Source organism: Shewanella surugensis (assembly GCF_023284005.1).
Lineage (GTDB): Bacteria > Pseudomonadota > Gammaproteobacteria > Enterobacterales > Shewanellaceae > Shewanella > Shewanella surugensis.
This window is the reverse complement of the sequence record NZ_JAKIKS010000003.1, coordinates 79,910-100,058: the sequence shown is the minus strand read 5'-3', so window position 1 is coordinate 100,058 and position 20,149 is coordinate 79,910. Positions and strand designations below refer to the sequence as shown.

Sequence of the window (20,149 nt, the reverse complement as noted above, 5' to 3'; positions counted from 1 at the left end):
ACATAAAACCGCATGTTATACATCATGCTGCCAACGCTTCTTAGGCCATTTAACACTAAAGGCAATGAGTGCTAAGGTGTAAGGCCAGCTAAACAAAAACACAAGAAAATCCATACTATTAAGCCCTTCCTTATAACAAACCAACACGGCTAATAATTTAAATATCGTCGCGATAATCCACACCAAAGACACTTCATGCCAAACTCGGTTGTATAAACGCGTACCGTGTATGGGCAAGCTTTTTAACTGAGGCATACCAGATTCTGCTAATACCCTGATAATAGGACGATTTATTATCGAATAGACACTGAATACGACGATCGTCGTCAGCGCACTGGTCACCGATAGGAAAACACTCTCTTCGCTGATCCCTAAAGGCGTGAAGCCTTTCGAAAAGGCGTAATGGAATCCGCCGGAAAAGAGTAAAAGTAATACCACCGAAATCGAACTGTTTTCCTCGCGTATGAGTGCAACACACACACCATAAGCTGCGGTACCGATGACGGCCCATCCCGCCCCTAAGCTCCAAAAAAGTAAGCTATAGATCACGATAGGAAAAAGAATGGTTTCCAGTGCATTTCGACTCGTGAGATAGCGTAAAAGGTGGCTTTGATTTGATTCATTCATAACGTCTTATCCTCTATATGACGAAACAATTTAAAATCTCGGTTGGATAGAAAAACCCAAACGGCGGTCCCCAACATGAGCCAGCCCATGATGAGAAATAAGTCATTGAATGCCATGATTTCAGCCTGCTGTTTAATCCGATCACCCAAAATAGAGGTGGCGATTTGACTGACGCTGCCATTGATCGCGCCATGGGCACTGCTCATCACAAGGGCTTTTACTTGGCTAATAAAATGGTCATAACCTTGGCTTCCGACTGCGATACTGGTTTGAATATTGCTACTGTGTACATGAACTTGAGAGATAAAAAAGGTCGTCAGTACAGCGGTCCCAAATGAGCCGCCAATACTACGAAAAACATTAATAATGATGGCTGAAGATGCACTGTCTTTGAGAGTGACATTGGCCGTTGCCAGAAGCGCCAACGGCACCATGATAAAAGGTTGACCTAACGCTCTAATAAACAAGGAGAAGGTCATCTGTTCCCCCATAAAATTAATGCTCATTTGACTGTCCATGAAAGCACTCAAAGCTAAAATAGCAAAACCAATCGCGATCATGTACTTAAGGTTTAATATTTTTACTAGCTTTGGAATAAAAGGTAACACTAACAGTTGAGGTAACCCCATCCAAATCACCACAGAGCCAATTTGAGACGCATTGTAGTCATGCACCATAGACAGGTAATAAGGTACGAGAAACAAGGTGCCATAAATCGCCATACCCAGCATAGCGAACACCATCATGGCGTAAGAAAAATTAAAATCCTTAAACATACGCACATTAATCAAAGGATAATCACAATTGAGCTGATCATAAATAAACACCACAAAAGAGAGACTGGCAATCACCGTCAAATAGCAGATCAACGTACTATCAAACCAGTTGTCTTGCCCTCCCTTCTCTAAAATCACTTCCAATGATCCCAAAAACAACATCACCGATATCACCCCGATGAAATCACCTGCTCTAACCACTTCCCAACGCACTTTTTTAAATAAGACGCCTTGAAAAATCAGCACTGCCGACACAAGGCCTGGCAATACATTGATATAAAAAATCATATTCCAAGAGAAGTGACTGGTCAGCCAACCTCCTAATGTGGGTCCAATCGCTGGGGCAAAAGTCGACACAACACTGAACATTGTCATGCCTAACGGACGCTTTTCACCTGGCAGTAATTCAATGATAAGCCGAAAAGAAATAGGGATGAGCGCACCACCGCAAAATCCTTGCAAGGAGCGAAAAACCAACATTGAATCTAAATTCCAAGCATTAGCGCATAAAAACGACGCACCAATAAAGCCCGCAATACAATACAGTGCATATCGACCTGTGCCGAAGGCTTGGGTTAGCCATCCCACCAGCGGAATGGCTACAATTTCTGCGGTAAAATAGGACGTCATGAGCCAAGAGCTCTGATCTTGGCTCATGGATAACGCCCCTTGGATCACCTTAATCGACGAATTCATGATCTGGATGTCTAAAATAGCCATGAATCCGCCAATGAGCCCCCCTATAATGACCCACCATTCCACCTCCGACACCGTCCGAGGCTCAGGCATCGTTTGAGGAGATAGAGTTTGGGGAGGCATAGGCGCCGATGTTAAAACCGAGCTCATACCAACACCTGTAACAATCCTTTAGCCAAGCCGTTGATGTTAGGTGCATTCAACATTGATAAATGATCGCCCTCCACGGATAAGTGACACAAGGGTCGAGTACTAAAATCTTGCCATCCCAGTCCTTCTCTATCAAGTTTCATCCGCCCTTTCAGCACTTCTTTGGCTTCCACAACGATGATATCTCCCGCATAAACCGCCCCAGAATAACCTTCACTGGCTTCAATATGAGTCTGTAGTATTTTGATAAATTGAGCAAAATCATCCAATGTTAAACGATCAGGTACCAAGCCTGCTCGTTTGAACTCACTGAGAAATAACCCGGTGCGTTGCCTCTCATCAAGGTTAAGTAACTGGGCCGGTGTGATCCTTAAATCTTGCCCCATAAACTGACTGACTTTACCCGCAAAATGGGCCAACCTTTGTGCATCATTCATTTGACTTGAATTATCCACTTGCACTTGAGGTGCACTCTGATCGAGGATCAGCAAGCGAGGTAAACTCCCTTCTTGATCATGCAGTTGCTGAGCCATCTCAAAGGCTATCGTCGCGCCAAGAGACCAGCCCCCCAAGATCAGGTTTTGCGACTTAATCACAGAGCCTGCTGCATGAATGTATTTACTGGCAAGAGACTCAATATGAATATCTCTTTCATCCAGCTGAGAAAAGTCAGTCACTTGAATAGCATATACGGGTATATCCCCCCCTAATTCTGTTGTGAGGTTTTGATAACAAAGTACATTGCCACCCGCGGGATGCACTAACAATAAAGTGGGACGCTGCTCAGGCACACCTTTTTGTAAACAGATCAGTGTCTTTGCCGTTGAAGAGGTTTGCAGCTCAAGATAATGAGCCAATTGCACAATACTCGAATATTCAAAGAAGTCATTAATATTAATATTTTTATCAAACTTACGATTAATGCTAATCACTAAATTCAATGCATTGAGTGAATTTCCTCCGAGTTCAAAAAAGCTCACCTTAGTATCAATAAGCGCTTCTTTTAGGATCTCAGCAAACATCTGATGCAAGGCATGCTCTATTTCCGTTTGAGGCAAGTTAACCACTTTTCGAGTATGAAGTTTCACCTGCGCCAGCTGACGATAATTCACTTTACCACTGTGATTTAACGGTAAGCGCTCAAGCCACTCGATGTGATCCGGTTTCATAAAACTCGGCAGCTCATGAGCCAAACGCTGCTTAATTTGCGCTTGTTCAGACTTATTGACACTGGGAATATAGGCGACTAATTGCGCTCGCTGGACATGGTCCAAATCACCCTCGCGATAAAGTACTGCCACCGTTTGCCCACAAATGGCCGCCAGTCGACACTCAATCTCAGCAAGCTCCACACGAAAGCCGCGAATTTTAACTTGTCTGTCCATCCGTCCAATAAAGACTATCGCTCCACCTTCCAACCTCATGCCCCGATCCCCCGTGCGATACAATCGACAATCAGGCAGTAATGGATGGATAATAAAGGCCTTCGAGGTGAGCTCTGGCAGATCCAGATAGCCATTAGACATATGCTGACTGGTAATATAAATTTCACCCGCTATACCGACAGCCTGTATTTTGAGTTGCGGATCCAATACAAACAGCTGACTATCATTCAGCGATTGGCCAATAGGCACTGTCGCCAGTTCATCAGGAAGGACAGCAGGCACTTCATAACAGGCCACACCGATTGTTGTTTCAGTTGGGCCATAGTGATTTAGCATTCGACATTGAGGCGCTTTATCTCGCACCTTATCGACAAGTTGCTTGGTTAATGCCTCTCCCCCCAATACTAATAGCTGACTCGGTAGAATGTCTGCTGCATTTTCAAGCTGCAGCAAAGCACTCAAGTGTGAAGGAGTCATTTTAGCGCAATCGAGCGGGTTCGATTTTAAGTGAGCACACAGCGCAATGGGATCGTTAAGCAACGCGGTAGAGATGATTTCAAGACATCCCCCAGCCATTAATGCCGGAAACATCATGGTATGAGCCAAATCGGTATTAAAGGAGGAAAACATGCCATATCGCGCATTGGCCTTTTGTGCCAATGTTGGCCTGATCGCGTCACAATAATGCGCTAGCTGATTGTGAGTCACTTCAACACCTTTGGGGGTGCCTGTGCTGCCAGATGTGAATAAAATATAAGCGGCTAATTCGGGGTTATCTCCCCAATAATAATTCTCACACCCAGTGATTTCTTTTGGGCAATCATGCCAATTTAAACACTTAATCGGCGCGCCTAATCTGGGAATATCGCCGATTAATAGTACTGCTTTTGTCTGACTCAACAAAGGCCCAATTTGCTTGTCAGACAATGTCTCATCAAGTGGTAAATAACAAGCATTGGCTTTCCAAATACCGAGAATGGCCGTAACATAATGTTCGTTCTTGGGTAATTGCAGCGCCACCACATCACCGCTTTCCACTCCTTGCTGCTTAAGCCAACAAGCCAATGCCATCGCCTGTCGATCCAGTGCCTGATAGGACATGCTGCGCCCTTCACAACTTAACGCTTGTGCCTGTGGCTGCTGAGCCACTTGTTCATCAAATTGCTGACATACTGTTTTGGCATCTGCTTTAACCGAGACGGTCATCTCTTGAAATGCATCCGCTTGCGAGTGGTTAAGCAATGATAAATCACCAATCTTAGTATTAGGGAATTGCACTACCCAGGTTAACACCCGCCTCAGGTCGTTCATCATCTGCTCAATGTGATCGGCAGCAAACAGCACTGAGTTGTAGTACATACTCAGTAATAAACTGTCCCCTTCGGCCTCAACCCATAAATTAAGATCGAGCTTCGTCTCGCCGTAATCGACTTTTATCGGTTCATATTGAATCTTTTCAGGATCGTAAAAAGGAAAAATTTGATAGGTCAAAATCGCTTGGTAAATCGGATTACCGTGACTAAAATGCCTTTGAGGCAAGGTCTCTACAATATGAGAAAAGGGAATGCTCTGGTAAGAAAATGACTGATTACTTTCATTTTTTGCTCGTTCAATGACCTCTTTTATCGTTAAATCGGCTGTCATTGTGGCGCACAAAGGCAGCGTATTCATAAACACGCCCATGATTTGCTGACTCTTTGGCACATTTCGATTCGCAAAGGGGACGCCGATGATCACTTCTTCTTGACCACTGTATAAGTGCAATAACAATTGATAGGCCGCCACAAACAGATGGAACTCTGTCACTTGAAGCGCTTTACAACTCTCTTGTAGCTGCTGCCACAACAGCGGCTCTATTTTGCGAGAACACATGCTGCCCTGATGTTTATTCTTCTTCGCTCTCAATCTATTGGTCGGAATCGATAATTGCCCTTCGACATCGACGAGTTTATCGCACCAAAAGGAGAGTCCTTTCTGATATGCTTCCGATTTAAACCAAACTTGTTCATATAAGGCATAATCGAAAAATTGCAAACACTCGGTTAATTGAAGGGTGGCCCCCTTACTGAGTTGATAATAAGTCTCTAAAAACGCTTTTAAAAATAAATTAACCGTCCACCCATCGGAAATAATATGATGAAACATCATCAATATGGCACATCGATTTTGTTCAACTTTAATGAGGCGAAAAAAGACCAAAGGTCCTTGAGCCAAATCGAGTGGTCTTAAACCTTCCTCCAACGCGGCTTGCTCAAGCCACGCACGCTTTTCAACATCAGTACCATGACTGAAATCATCATAGGCAAAACGATGCGTTTCACCCGTTTGCCGTTTTTGCACTGGCTCACCGTTAATTTCAGTGAAAACCGTTCTAAAAATAGCGTGTTGCTGCACAATATGATCGACGGCGCTTGAAGCCAATTCGGGTAAAAAAGGTGAATTCACCTGACAAATTATCGCATAAGGATTGTTATAAGCGCGACCATTACCCTGCTTTTTATTCAGCAACCAAATGCTTTTTTGTGCCGAGCTCAAAGGATAATACGCTTGCTCAACACGGTGTTTTTGAATCGTATATTGTTTGTTTGTTTGCTGATGACTCTTTCTCTTCTTCGCTAATGCTTTTATTTCAGACAAGCTTAACGATTTAAGTTGGCTCATAGTAGACGTCATATTGGGATCCTCACAAAAGAAGCGGAATGGTCAGACAAGGAAAAGACCTTGCCTGACATTGGACTTAATCGAGTTCCAACAGAACTTCCAATTCTGAAACAACCAAATTAGCCAGACCCAATACCGTTTGATCTTGATAGAACAAATCCACTCGCACATCAATTTCAAATAACTCAGACACCGCTGAGATCACTTGTACGGCCAGTAATGAATTTCCGCCCAGTTCGGTGAAATTATCATTAACACCAACGCCTGAAATCCCCAAGATTGACTGCCACACTTTGACAATCTCACGTTCAATGTCGCTAGAAGGTTCAAGGTAGTCAACCGATAGCTCGGGTCGACTATGACCATCAGAGCCCGCTTTTTCTGCTGTTTCTATCTCAGTCGTGGTTCTTTCTGGAATAGTCTCTCGGATCAGCTGAGCAAAATCACTGGTTGCCACCACAATTTGCTCAAAATCCATATTCTCCATCAATCTTTGTACCGCACTCACGCCTTCATGATAGAGAATATCTTTATCGGCAAGTTCCACCTCTGGCACTTTAAGCTGTATCATTGCTTCACTGACGGTGGCAACGGGGTTATCCATATCCACCTTGATAAGCGTATAATTTTCAAGAATGAGTAACACTTCCCCCGTTAAGGAATAGAACACAATATTCATCATGATGCTGGGATCTTGGCTGCTAAAAGGTCGTTTGAGCTGTACATGCGCCCAGCAATCGGCTTCCAATGGCGCAAAGTAACTTATCTTGCCATAGCTAATGGGTAAAAAGTTATCTTGTGAGATTCGATTGATGCAAGCAATCGCTGTCGAATCGATCAGTGCAGGATGGTAAGGATATCGCTGTAGATCCTCACGAAACACTTCGGCTAACGATTTATGAATAAGCCATTCATCACGTCCTTCATTAATGGCTAAATGATTATCCCAACGGCGACTTAAAAATAAGAAGCTTTTTCCATCATCAATGCTTAAGCTACTATCAAGTGCAACATTTTCAACCTTTTTTTCGCAGCGCTGCTGTATATCAACCAGGGGATCTTTTGATATCGTTAAGGCTTCGGATACGCTGTTAATGATCCCAAAAGCATGCTCTTGCCACTCGAGATCTAAAATGCCGCGGCTACGCAAACTGTACTTATAGCCCGTCTCATTTTGGCTTACAAACAAGCTCATTGATTTTGGCCAAGCCGATTGATACACCACTGGCTGAGTCAACATCAAACTGCTTACCTGCAAAACCTCCTCTTTTTTAAAATGAGAAACCAGTTCATGGAGCATGGCCAAAATGGTGGTTCCCACCAGCGTTGGCTGACCTTTAAGCTTATGATCGTCTATCACCCAATCTTGATTCACCGCAAGATTAACGCGATACTCTTCCTCACTACGTTGCTTATTGATCTGGGTCAGTAGCTGACCTTCTTTTTCAACAAAATTAGGCATCAGCCCTTTAGTAATATCTTGGGTTTGTTTATTCCAATTAACCGCCATGCCCACATCGCCCCATTGTCCCCAATTGATAGAGGTAGTGTGACCCGCCTTTCTTTGATTGCGGTAAGCGGCATAAGCATCCATGAAGGCATTGCCAGAGCAGTAATCGATCCTCGCCTCATCCCCTAAAATGGCCGAAATAGAAGAGAACAACATGAAGAAATCAAGCGAATGTTCAGCCAATAATTCATCTAAAATCAAGGTACCTGTGACTTTAGGATCGAGCACTTGAGCACAATCTTTATCTTGTTTCAGCGGAATAATCCCGCCACCAGCAATGCCCGCAGTATGGAACACACCATGGATCTGTTTAAAGGGGGCTAACGCCGTCTGCATTGCCTCAAAATCACAACTATCAGCCTGAATTAAATGAACCGTATTTCCTCTTTGCTCTAACCGTAATATACTGGCAAGCTTCACACTAACGGGATCGTCAATGGCATGAGTTTGTAACCATGATTGCCATTGATTTTTTTCTGGTAAATCTGAGCGATAAGTGAGTAACAACGTACCGTTAGACATCACAGATAAATAATCTGCCATCAATAAACCCAATCCTCCGAGCCCACCAGTGATCAAATAAACGCCATTTTCACGAACGGATGTCGGCACGCCCTCTGATTGTTGATCGAGATAAACCGCTTGATATTCTTCCTCCCAACGCAGCTTGCCTCGATAGCCAATGAGATTCCCATCTGTAGGAACAAGCGCTTCGAAAATAAGCTGCTTAGCAAGCTTTATCGGTGAAACATCGCCCGACAAATCAATATCCACTTGATGACATTGGGCTTCTGAATACTCATGATAAAACACACGAGCGGGGCCCATGAGCAAGGCATTTTCAGGCGAGTACACCCGCTCACCCGCAATACTAAAGGTATTATTTGACACTAAGACCAACTGTAACTTGTCCACCAAATTGGCTTCAATCAGCATTTGTTGTAAGTAAAGCGGACTATAAAATGCATCAACTTGCTGCTGCTTAATACTTTTTGTCGATATTTCGGCTTGATCAATATCCGAAACATTCCAAAGATGGAGCACTCGATTAGGCGATAAGCCTTTTTCTTTCACCGCTTTTAATAAAGCGCGATAATCATCACTTTCGCTTGGGCACACCGTGAATGTATTCTTGTCTACAACTTGTGTGAAGCGCTCACCTTTGCTCACCCAAATAACAGGCTCTTCTCTTTTAAGCAGCTCAGCTTTAATACTCTCGCACAGGGCATGTTCTTCGGTGAAGATAAGCCAGCAAGAAGCCTCTGTGCTAACATGTTTATTGAGGTAAGACTGGCCCACACGTTTCCAAGACGGGATATAGAACCAATCACCTATATCGGCCTTTTTCTGCTTTAAGGCTTTCAACGTGCCAAGCTCTGCCCCCGTACCTGTGGTTTTCGCTTTAGGCAAGTTAAATTCTTTGCGTTGGAATGGATAACCGGGGAGTGATAACCGATTACGCACCTCACCTTCGTGCAGTCTTGCCCATGGAATGGTCACACCATTCGCCCAAAGGCTCGCTAAAGAGGTCGATAAATGTTCAAGTGACGTAGCTTGTTCTTTGGCGATAGGCAGTGAAGATTGAATAACAAAAGACTCGCCCGCCGGTATATGCTGTTTAACAGCCGAGTCCAGCGAACGCCCAGGCCCGACTTCTAAAAAGGCCAGTTTGGTTTCAGGCGACATTAACGTCATCAATGCTTGGCTAAATTTCACCGGTTGACGCACATGTTGAACCCAATACTCAGGATCGGTCGCTAACTCATCGGTGATCCATTCTCCTGTTACCGTTGATACAAAGGGAGTATATGGGGCATTCAGTGTGAGACTTTGAATAACGTGACGGAATTCGGTTAACACTGGCTCCATCATATAAGAGTGGAACGCGTGAGACGTGTCTAAGTGTTTACAGAAAATACCCTCATCTTCAAGCTTATCTTGTAAATGAGCAATCTCATCTAATCCACCCGCCAAAACGCATAAACCAGGGTAGTTCATGGCGGCAATTTCAATCTTTGTGCCATCAATATGCTGCGCGACGTCCTCTTCGTTAAGCAATACTGCCAACATCGAACCTGCCGGCAATGCTTGAACAAGCTGACCCCGTAATGCAACAGCTTTAAGCGCATCGTCTAATGAGAATACCCCCGATAAACACGCTACCACATACTCACCCACACTGTGGCCTATCATCACCGTGGACTCAATACCCCATGACTGCAATAGTTTTGCCATGGCATATTCCACAATGAAGAGTGCAGGTTGCGTAAATTGTGTCTCATTGAGTCGGTCAAGCTCAGTACTGTCAGACGCTTGAAAGATGATGTCTTTAATATTGCGTCCCAGTATAGGGATTAACATCTCACAGCAGGTATCGAACGCTTGCTTAAAGGCCGTATGGCTTTCATAAATCGGCTTGGCCATATTGATGTATTGGTTACCTTGACCAGGAAACATGAAAACCAGTTGTGGATCATCTCTAAAAGTCGATTTAATCACTTGAGATTTAGCCATTTTTTGTAGCAGCTCATCACGTTCATTCGCCACTATAAAGCTATTATAACGAAAGCGCTCACGCCCCACTTGGAGTGTATAGGCCACGTCGGCCAGATCGGCCTCAGGATGGGCTTCAAGGTAATGTTTTAAATTCCCTCTCATTGCCTCTAATGCATCTCTATTTTTTGCCGATAGAGGGAAAACAAGATTGCTTGTGGGACTGTCGCTCTTTCTTTGCTCTGGGGCTTCTTCAATAATCAAACATGCATTGGTGCCGCCCACGCCGAAAGAGTTCACTAAAGCCCTGAGAGGCTGTTCGCTATCTTTAAATTCTGACAGCTGAGTATTCATTTTAAAAGGGCTCTGCTCAAAATCGATATTAGGGTTAGGCGATTGATAATGTAATGAAGCAGGCAATTTATGGTGCTTTAATGACAACGATGCTTTAATTAAACTTGCTGCGCCCGATGCCACATCAGTATGACCAATATTGCTTTTAACCGAGCCTAACCAACAAAACTGTTTATCATCGGTATAACTTTGGAAGGTTTGAGATAATGAAGAGAACTCGATAGGATCCCCAAGGGCCGTTGCCGTACCGTGGGCTTCGACAAAATTAATCTGACTCGGATCAATACCCGACTCATCAATAGCGCTTTTCGCCACCGCAATTTGCCCATCAATGCTGGGAGCGGTAAAGCCTGCTTTTAAATTTCCATCATTATTAATCGCCCCGCCTTTGATAACAGAATAGATATGATCGCCATCACGCAGCGCATCATCAAGGCGTTTTAAAATTAAGACCCCCGCGCCGCGGCTAAAAATCGTACCATCGGCTCTAGAGTCAAAGGCATAACAGCGACCTTGAGCAGATTCCATTCCCCCTTGCATGTACTCATAGCCACGTCTTTCTGGCGTATCAATAGACACGGCACCCGCAACAATCAAATCACTATCACCACATTGAAGGCTACGCATACCCAGCACCGTTGCCACCATAGCGGTAGAGCAAGCGGTCTGCACATTAACACTCGGGCCTTTTAAATTCAGTTTGTATGACACACGCGTGGTCACATAATCTTTATCATTATTGGTCACAATCGATGTACCACTTGCATATTGGTGCACATCTGGATGAGAGTTGACTTCATTCAAATGCCATGCGGTGCCCGTTCCCCCAAACACGCCCACTTTTCCAGGATACTGTTCGGGCACATAACCGGCATCCTCAAACGCATGCCAACAGCACTCAAGAAAAACACGATGTTGAGGATCTAAGGTTTCTGCATCTCTTGGCGTAAAGTCAAAAAATTGCGCATCAAAATGTTTAGCATCCCCAATGATCCCTCTACGAGGCACATAACTTGGAGACGCTATCAATGCCTCATCAATACCTGACTCTCGCAGTTCTTCTTTAGAAAAGGTGCTGATACTTTCCACCCCATCGATTAAGTTCGCCCAAAACTCATTAACGTTTGATGCCCCAGGTAATCGCGCTGACATACCAATGATAGCAATATCCTGATGTTGCTTGTCTGTAGTAGACTTCATAATATATTCCTCTTTGTATAGCTAAACTAAACGGATGAGTTGACTATCGTTTGTCGATATATTGACTAATCTTTTTAATCGTTGGATATTGAAGTAAATCCATAATAGAAACATGCTCAGCAATATTCGTTTTAATCTGTCGATGCACTTTTGCCATGAGTAAAGAATTGCCACCTACATCAAAAAAGTTATCATTTAATGATATTGACTCTTTATTCAGGATCTGTTTCCAAATTGAGGTTATTTTAGACTCAACATCATTTTTTATACTATTTTTGGAGATAGGCATAATGTATTCTCTCTTAATTTTAGCAATGATTTTTTTAACAACAGCTAGCTGAGAATAATCCGTCTTCGCATTATTCAGCGTGGGCATTTTTTCTAACGCTATAAACTGAGATGGACACATATAAAAGGGTAAATATTGACTAAGATAATCTTTTATCTCCTGAGCATTTAATTCAGCACCGTCTTTTAATGTGTAATAGGCTTTTAGCTCTTTCTTATTTAATTTACTTCCTCTATCATTTTCATTACTATCTTCATAACTGACCGCCACATTTTTTATTTCATTCAAGTTGAATATAACGGATTCAATTTCACTTAATTCTATTCGATGGCCTCTAATTTTAACTTGGCGATCCATCCGCCCTAGATATTCCATTACACCATCTTCATGCTGGCGAACTCTATCCCCGGTTTGATACATTCGCTTTTCGATAAAAAAAGCATCAATGAAAGGATTATCAACAAAACGCGCATCGGTCATTGACTGATTATTAATATACCCTTTTGCCAGTATATCCCCAGCCAAATACAACTCACCCGTTTGACCTTGAGGAACAGGTAACCCTTTCTCATCGAGTACGTAGGCTTTAGCCTGTGGAATGGGCTTACCAATCGGCACGTAACCGCTGCGCTTATTAGGTTGTGCAATCCAATGAAAACAAAATATTGTTGCTTCTGTTGGCCCATATAAATTGTGAATAGTCGCGGATGTTTGCTGCGATAATTGCGCCACTAATGCTTGATCAAGCGCCTCCCCTCCAGAAAAAAGATGACGTAATAGTACGCAGCGTTGAAACACTTCGGCGTCAGCGATGGTATGCAGCGCAGTCGGTACAAACTGAGCGACACTGACATCATGATCTAGCATAAATGCTGCTAATTGCTGAGGATCATATTTTTTCTCATCGGCTATAACCGCGCAGCTGGCACCGACACAAAGGGGCCAGAACATCTCCCAAACCGACACATCAAAACTAAAAGTGGTTTGTGCCAGTACCACATCTGTTGACTGAAGACTAAAAGCCTCTTGCATCCAGCGTAAATAACCCACAACGGTGCGATGCGAAACCAGTACGCCTTTAGGCCTACCCGTTGAACCCGAGGTATAGATGACATAACAAGGATTGCTATCATCAAACGTTGGAGGCTCAAAAGACACCGCTTGGTGCCAATTAATCCTGTTTAAATCAATATTAAGAAGATCATGATTAACAGGGAATGCTTTATCTTGAATATCGTCAATAATGCCTTTTGTATGGGCATTATCTAGCATGTATTTTAATCTTTCTTCAGGAAAAGAAGTATCTAATGGTAAGTAAACCCCGCCAGCTTTTATTATTCCTAATAAGCAGGCAATCATTGCCGCACTTTTATTTAAATAAACGGCAATCACATCACCCACATTGATACCTTTATTGATTAAATCCTCAGCAATAATGTCACTCATGATATTTAATTGTTCATAAGTCACCTCCCTATCATCTGTTCGGATCGCGATATTATCTGAAAACATGTCAAATGATCGATTTAATACCGAATGCAATAGCTGATTTAATGCCATAATACGCCTCAACCCCAAATTTAATAACAATGGAACTTACTTTTGAAAAACGTTTAACAACACGTTATATAAAAATTTAACGAGAACTTTTAATGACCGTTATTAATGATAAATAGCCTCTATTAATGTTTGTTCAAATATATTAATCATTTTTTTTATCTCCTCGGGGTTATATTGATCCACATCTAAAACAAAGTGTGCTGCCAATGTTCCCTGTTGTTCTTCAATCGTCAACGAAATACCTTGCCTCAACGTATTCGATTGGATCTCTTTTATTAAAAAATGAGTATCCTCCGCGCGTAAACTCGGCAGTTGACTTAAATAATTAAAACCCGCTAAAAAGGCAATGGGTGCAGATTGATATTCTTGCCGATAATAATCAACCAGCTCACTATAACTAATATAACTGTATCGCAAACGTTCAAAAAAGCTTTCACGGACTGATTGTAAAAAATCAATGAAAGACATTGTTCCTTTGTCCTCAACACAAAAATTGATAATATTAACGAAGCAGCCCAAGGTATCTTTAAAATGGCCCCTAGCACGATTCGATACGGGGATCCCAACTTGACATTGTTGACCCGCGTGAATCTTTCTCAAGCTATAATAAAAAGCGGCCAACAATACTAGCGGTACTGTCACCTTATGTTGTTGTGCGTAACGTTCAATCGGCTCTTTGGCTCCTAGAGTATAATCACCTATATACAATTGTTCATTTTTATATTCGTTTACCAAGCTAAATAAACGCTCCTTTTGAGCGTATAACGAGCCAAATAAAGAGTAATATGAAGCGCCATTTATCCCTTCATTGATAAAGACTTCATTATCAAAATCACACTGTAATCGAGTTCCCCAAAAATCTAAGGCATCCTGACGTCCCGTTTTCTGCATGAAGTCATACTGCCAATTAGCGTACTCTTGATAACTCACAGGTTGTTTAGATCCATCGAAATCCTCATTTTTGAACATTTTATAATGTTCAATTAATTGATGAGACCACAATGAGATCGATTCTCTGTCAAAAACAGCATGGTGCACCGTCACAAGTAACACATGGTGATTGAGCGATATCCTTAACAGCTGTAAATGAATAAGCGGACCGACTTCAATATCGCTGCAAACCGATTGCGCACGCTCTCGGAGCCAGTGCTCATCTTGTACTTGCGCCAAAGACGCTTCGTTTTCATTAATCTTGATGTCATCAAACCTAAAAGGCACGTCAAGCAAACTCTTCTTATCCAAATTAATCCGAGTCAATAACACCGGATGACGCTTTAAGACGAAATGAATACTGGCCGTTAACCGATCTTTATCGAGCGAGCCCGTTATGACTTGATAAAAATAGATCTGGTAATCGGTATTTTCACTGAATAAATCTAAGGTGATAAAATACTGCTGCTCCGACGTAAGCAAAGGCACTGTCGATTGCGACAGCGCCATAGGCGGATGATCCACATGCTCAAATAAAGGAAGCTGCGCCGATAATGCCCTTGGCGTTGAATATTCAAAGAATTGATTAAAGTGAACGCGGTAACCTAATTTCGCTTGAATAAGTGATTGGGCGCGGATCAAATGTAAAGAGTTAGCCCCCAGTGCCATAATATTATCGTGCACACCGATCCCCTGACATTCTAAGACTTGTTGCCAAATGTCAATAAGGGCTTGTTCAATGACCTTTTCAGCGGATACGGGGACGACTCCTTGCGCTACGCTTCCTTCAATAGTCGTATTTAATTCAACCTGATTAGGTTTAGGTAAGCTCGATTTATCAACTTTTCCATTTGCAAGCTTTGGTAAAGCGGTTAAAAAGATAAAATGACTCGGGATCAATGAACGGGCCAGCTTTTGAGACAAAAAGTGTCGCAGACGCTCAGCGCCGATGTTTTCATGACCTCCGTTATCATCCTTAACAACATAAGCCACTAAGCACTGAATACCGTTTTCATTATGATGAATATCAATAATACAAGACGCTACAGCAACGTGTAAGCTTATTGCTTGCTCTATCTCCTCTGCTTCAAAACGAATGCCATGTAACTTCATTTGGCTGTCTTTTCGCCCAAGGTATTTAAGCTGTCCTGCTGAGTTAATTTGGGCGAGATCGCCACTTCCATGCGCCCACACCGATTTACCCGCCCCATCAAGTAATGAGCAGAAACGCGCTTGCGTGCGATCGAGATCGTTAAGATATCCTCGCGCTACGCCCTCTCCGGCAATATAAATCTCACCGATTTCCCCTTCAGCCACGGGATTTCTCTCTTCATCCAGAAGCTGTATTTCAGTGCCTTCAATTCCCAGCCCCAAATGCACTGGCACATTAGGATAAAGCTCACAAAACGTGGCATTCGCAGTGGTTTCTGTTGGACCGTATAAGTTATATAGACGTAACTTGGGGTGTCGTTGAAAACTCTCTTCTTTTAAGTTTTCAGGTACGGCCTCACCCGATAACAACACCACATTCGGTAAAGCCTGCTCCGCTTTGCGGCCCTCCGTTAATGTGAAAAAAGCGAGTAGCTCTCGCCAAATTGTTGGTACACAATAAAGCGCGGCATTAGGATGCTGCTGATACCACGTTAATAACACTTTAGGCGTCCTTAGACAATCTTCAGGTAATATGTGTAACGGTTCACCGCGGAGCAAAGAGTAAAATATTTGACTGACTGCTGCGGCAAAACTCACCGCTGATGTAAAGGGAAGACAAGCTGACCGTTCACCCCAATCTTGACTTGCAAACCACTGAGAATAATAAGCAAGCTGGCCATGTTCAATCATGACCCCTTTAGGTTTTCCGGTCGAACCTGAAGTATATAAAATATAGGCCAAATCATCTGGCAGTATATTCTGCACTGCTATATTTTCATTTGCGTCTGTCAATAACACTTCATCTAAACAGCAAGTGGCTAAGGCAAGCTCATCTTGAATCGCAATGTTATGCTCTTTATTGTCAGTCAATAAAATGAATGCATTTGAATCGAGGGCAATGGATGTCATTTGCTCAAAGGTATGAAATGTAGACAATGGAATATAAGCCAATCCTGCTTTTAATATACCCAACAGCACTGCGGGAAGGTAAACACACTTTTCAATATTAACCAGTACTAAACCACCTTGGGTATATTGAGAGTGACTTAAAAAATAACACGCGATGCGTTCTGATATTACTTTTAACTCACCATATGTGATTGATTGCTCAACATCGATAACGGCTGTGTCATTCCAGTATTCCATTGACACTTTATCAATGATCTTGGTTAAAGATAAAAACCCCATGTTAATTCCCCTAATAAATTAAGTCTCCTTTCCTTACAATTCATCATATCTATTACCACGCATAAAATGACTCATGGAATACCGCGACAAGCGAGACAATCAATATCATTTTTTATATGCTACGATCCAATAAGAAATATACTCCTTTAAATCAACCCCACTCATCCAACACAATAATGAAGTAGCTAGTCAATAAAACCCTGTCTTCATTTATCCTTACTTAATGTCTTCTTACTGACTCAAGCTCAATCACATTCTAGACAGCAGCATAGGCACTGTCAGGTTATTAAAATGACAACTTGAACATGATCAACACATGTGATAGAGCCACATTGTTTGAATGGAAATTAATAATAACTTTAATAACGAAGAGGTTAACTTATATATACATGACACTTTTAATAGTGTTAATAAAGTGGAAGGTAAAACCATCTACATGAATAATAAATTTAAATGCACATAGACATTTACACATAACACATTGATTTAAAGCACCAAAAAAAACAATTTAAACCGTCATAATAGAGAATGATAATAATCATTAATATAGAAGATGAATAACATTAGTCTTCTAGGTTTGCTAAACACTTAATCTAACATTAACCCACATTAATAAACACTGATATTTAAACAATAAAATATCAGTCTTTATTATCTTTTAATTTGCATTTTCATTTAAATATTACAATCTAAAAACACCTTAAAATTAATGATACTTAAGTTAGTGTTAATGCGTTAAGTAACTTTAACGTGAGTTATATGACGATATGAGTAAAATATATAAAAAATAAAAGAATCATCGTGTATTGACGTTATAACGTCATTTCCTGGTGGTGTATTTCACTGCCTCTACTATTTCATCATTGTGCTACTCGAATCCAGATCCAATGAATGAAACATACGATTGGATAAGAGGTAAGGATGCTAAATAATTAAAATAAGCTTTTTTACGGGGGAAATATGAATATTCATTCAATAGAAATGGAAAAAGCCTGTGCTTTTTTTAAAAAACAACTAATAAATCAAGAAGATGATATTATTCACACCTTCTTTGGAAAATTAAACATAGAAAAAAAAACCATCTACGCTATATCCAGTGACTATCACTGGCTGCTTGAATACTGGTCATCCGGCCTTTATAAAAAAATAGGACAGAGGATCAGCTCGGGGATCAAAACATGGGATCATATGGATGCAGAACATCGATGCGTGCTGAAAAAAAACAATATTAAATATAAAACAGATATTACCAAGAATTATGGCAACATTGTCGATATCCTCTCCGTTGCCACCGCTAGAAGCTTAAAAGATGAAGATCTGCTCTCTCTTTATTCAAAAAAGCCCATCATCAGCAGTATCTCAAGCTCTATTTGGTGTAAATTCAATATCCCCACTTTGCCTTTAAAGGGCATTGAATGCCCAACAAGATTAAAACCCATTGATATAGAAGTTAAACATGAATGTTTCCAATTCGGCAATATCAAATTCACTTGTAAAGAAATGGAGACTATTCATTGGCTATTAGAACTCAATTCATTCAAAGAAATTGCTTGGAAACATCAATGTAGCCAAACCGCAGAAAGAAAACGTATTGATACTATAAAAGCCAAACTCAATTGCCAAGGATTTTCATCATCAGCGTTATTCATTGCTTTAAAAGATAATGGCATTACGGCATCTTGTTTAAAAGACTACATCATGCCGCCATGAACATCTATTCAGCAAGTACCATTATAAAATAGCAATAATACTTATTTTAAACAATCGCTAAATATTAATACCTTCACCTTTAGCGAGTATTCCGATAAGGATAAACAATGAAATTTAAACGTTGTACACTATGCCTTGCATTTGCGTTTGCCGCATCAATGAATAACGCCGAAGCCACCAACCTCTTAGATATCTATAAACAAGCACTCACCAATGATCCAACGGTCTTGCAAGCCAAAGCAGAGCGAGATTCACTCTATGAAAATATCAATCAATCAAGAGCTTCATTACTCCCCTCTATTAGCGGTGACATTAGCGTCTCTCGCACATGGGATAATCAAACGTCGACCGTCAGCGCTGATGGTAATGTGGCCTCTGCCGGCTTGTCCTTATCACAAACCTTATATGATGGCAGTCTCTGGTCTAAACTCACTCTTTCTGAAAAAACAGCCTCACAAGCCGATATCACCTACGCAGATACATTACAGAACTTAATTGTTCGCGTCAGTAAAGCCTACTTCAGCGTACTTACATCACAAGATGACTACCGCTTTAAAAAAGCGGCCCAACATGCCTATAAGCGACAACTTGCGCAGACGCAAGAACGCTTTAAGGTGGGCCTATCGCCCATTGCTGATGTACAGTCAGCTCAAGCGCAATATGACTTAGCCACAGCCCAAGCCGTGACAGCTAAGAATACCTTAACCAATAATTATGAATCATTAAGAGCTATTACTGGTGTGGATTATACTGATATTGACATACTCGACACGCAACACTTCTCCACCAGCCAGATGATCCCAAGCAGTATGCAAAACTGGGTCAAGCTGTCAGATAATAAAAATTTATCCCTCCTCTCTGATGAAGTCGGTAAAGAAATCGCAAACGAAACCATCAATTATTATAAAGCAGGACACTTACCCACACTGAGTTTAAGTGCCAATGCCAATAAATATAATGAAGATATCAATAACCCCGACTACCCAAGCCCTTATAACTATAACAGTTCATCAGTCGCCCTCACGCTTAATGTGCCTATTTATTCAGGGGGAAAGGTCAACTCTCAAGTCCGCCAAGCGCAAGATGATTACGTCAAAGCCTGTGAAATATTAGAGCAAACCCATCGCGGTGTTATCCAAAATGTGCGCAGCGATTATAATAACGTGAATGCGTCAATAAGCACCATTAAGGCCTATCAACAATCTGTTGCTTCCGCCAACATTGCAGCAAAAGCCACACTAGCGGGTTTTGAAGTCGGTACCCGCACCATTGTTGATGTGCTTAATAGCACCAGCACCTTATATAGCTCCAAGAGCGAACTGTCTCAAGCACGTTACCATTACATTGATTCTGTTCTTGCCCTAAAACAAGCAGCGGGGACACTCACTGAAAAAGACTTAATCGCGATAAATAAAGGCCTAATCACTCCTGCATCAACACCGACGAAACAAAGTTAATAAGCGGCAGG

8 protein-coding genes are annotated in these 20,149 nt (G+C 41.9%); 2 read left to right on the top strand and 6 right to left on the bottom strand.

Annotation, left to right across the window (positions count from 1 at the left end):
* Positions 1 to 15: 15 nt before the first annotated feature.
* The 6 genes from L2764_RS01765 to L2764_RS01740 all read right to left on the bottom strand — a co-directional run bounded on the left by L2764_RS01765 (position 16) and on the right by L2764_RS01740 (position 16,971).
* Positions 16 to 627, bottom strand: a complete 612-nt coding sequence (locus L2764_RS01765; RefSeq protein ID WP_248938525.1) for a hypothetical protein — start codon at positions 625 to 627, stop codon at positions 16 to 18.
* A complete protein-coding gene (locus tag L2764_RS01760) occupies positions 624 to 2,249 on the bottom strand; it encodes an MDR family MFS transporter (protein WP_248938524.1) in 1,626 nt (541 codons plus the stop codon). The genes L2764_RS01765 and L2764_RS01760 overlap by 4 nt, the downstream gene beginning before the upstream one ends.
* The gene (locus L2764_RS01755; protein WP_248938523.1) at positions 2,246 to 6,307 is read right to left on the bottom strand and encodes a non-ribosomal peptide synthetase; all 4,062 of its coding nucleotides are present in this window, start codon (positions 6,305 to 6,307) and stop codon (positions 2,246 to 2,248) included. Before L2764_RS01755 ends, L2764_RS01760 begins: the two co-directional genes overlap by 4 nt.
* Positions 6,308 to 6,371: 64 nt before the next feature.
* A complete protein-coding gene (locus L2764_RS01750; RefSeq protein ID WP_248938522.1) occupies positions 6,372 to 11,852 on the bottom strand; it encodes a type I polyketide synthase in 5,481 nt (1,826 codons plus the stop codon).
* 43 nt (positions 11,853 to 11,895) lie between these two features.
* Positions 11,896 to 13,701 (bottom strand): non-ribosomal peptide synthetase, encoded by a 1,806-nt coding sequence (locus tag L2764_RS01745; protein WP_248938521.1) that lies wholly within the window; start codon positions 13,699 to 13,701, stop codon positions 11,896 to 11,898.
* A 102-nt stretch (positions 13,702 to 13,803) separates the two neighbouring features.
* Entirely contained in the window at positions 13,804 to 16,971 is a 3,168-nt protein-coding gene (locus tag L2764_RS01740; RefSeq protein ID WP_248938520.1) for an AMP-binding protein, read from the bottom strand.
* Positions 16,972 to 17,931: 960 nt separating this feature from the next.
* Here L2764_RS01740 and L2764_RS01735 point away from each other — a divergent pair.
* Both L2764_RS01735 and tolC read left to right on the top strand, forming a co-directional pair.
* Positions 17,932 to 18,681 carry a hypothetical protein gene (locus L2764_RS01735; protein WP_248938519.1) on the top strand — a complete coding sequence of 250 codons (750 nt, stop codon included), beginning with the start codon at positions 17,932 to 17,934 and terminating at the stop codon, positions 18,679 to 18,681.
* 107 nt (positions 18,682 to 18,788) lie between these two features.
* Positions 18,789 to 20,138 (top strand): outer membrane channel protein TolC, encoded by a 1,350-nt coding sequence (tolC, locus tag L2764_RS01730; RefSeq protein ID WP_248938518.1) that lies wholly within the window; start codon positions 18,789 to 18,791, stop codon positions 20,136 to 20,138.
* The last annotated feature ends 11 nt before the right edge of the window (positions 20,139 to 20,149 follow it).

Coding starts and splice junctions, on each gene's coding strand:
- L2764_RS01765 (WP_248938525.1), bottom strand. CDS start 627: ATGAATGAATCAAATCAAAGCCACCTTTTACGCTATCTCACGAGTCGA.
- L2764_RS01760 (WP_248938524.1), bottom strand. CDS start 2,249: ATGAGCTCGGTTTTAACATCGGCGCCTATGCCTCCCCAAACTCTATCT.
- L2764_RS01755 (WP_248938523.1), bottom strand. CDS start 6,307: ATGACGTCTACTATGAGCCAACTTAAATCGTTAAGCTTGTCTGAAATA.
- L2764_RS01750 (WP_248938522.1), bottom strand. CDS start 11,852: ATGAAGTCTACTACAGACAAGCAACATCAGGATATTGCTATCATTGGT.
- L2764_RS01745 (WP_248938521.1), bottom strand. CDS start 13,701: ATGGCATTAAATCAGCTATTGCATTCGGTATTAAATCGATCATTTGAC.
- L2764_RS01740 (WP_248938520.1), bottom strand. CDS start 16,971: ATGGGGTTTTTATCTTTAACCAAGATCATTGATAAAGTGTCAATGGAA.
- L2764_RS01735 (WP_248938519.1), top strand. CDS start 17,932: ATGAATATTCATTCAATAGAAATGGAAAAAGCCTGTGCTTTTTTTAAA.
- tolC (WP_248938518.1), top strand. CDS start 18,789: ATGAAATTTAAACGTTGTACACTATGCCTTGCATTTGCGTTTGCCGCA.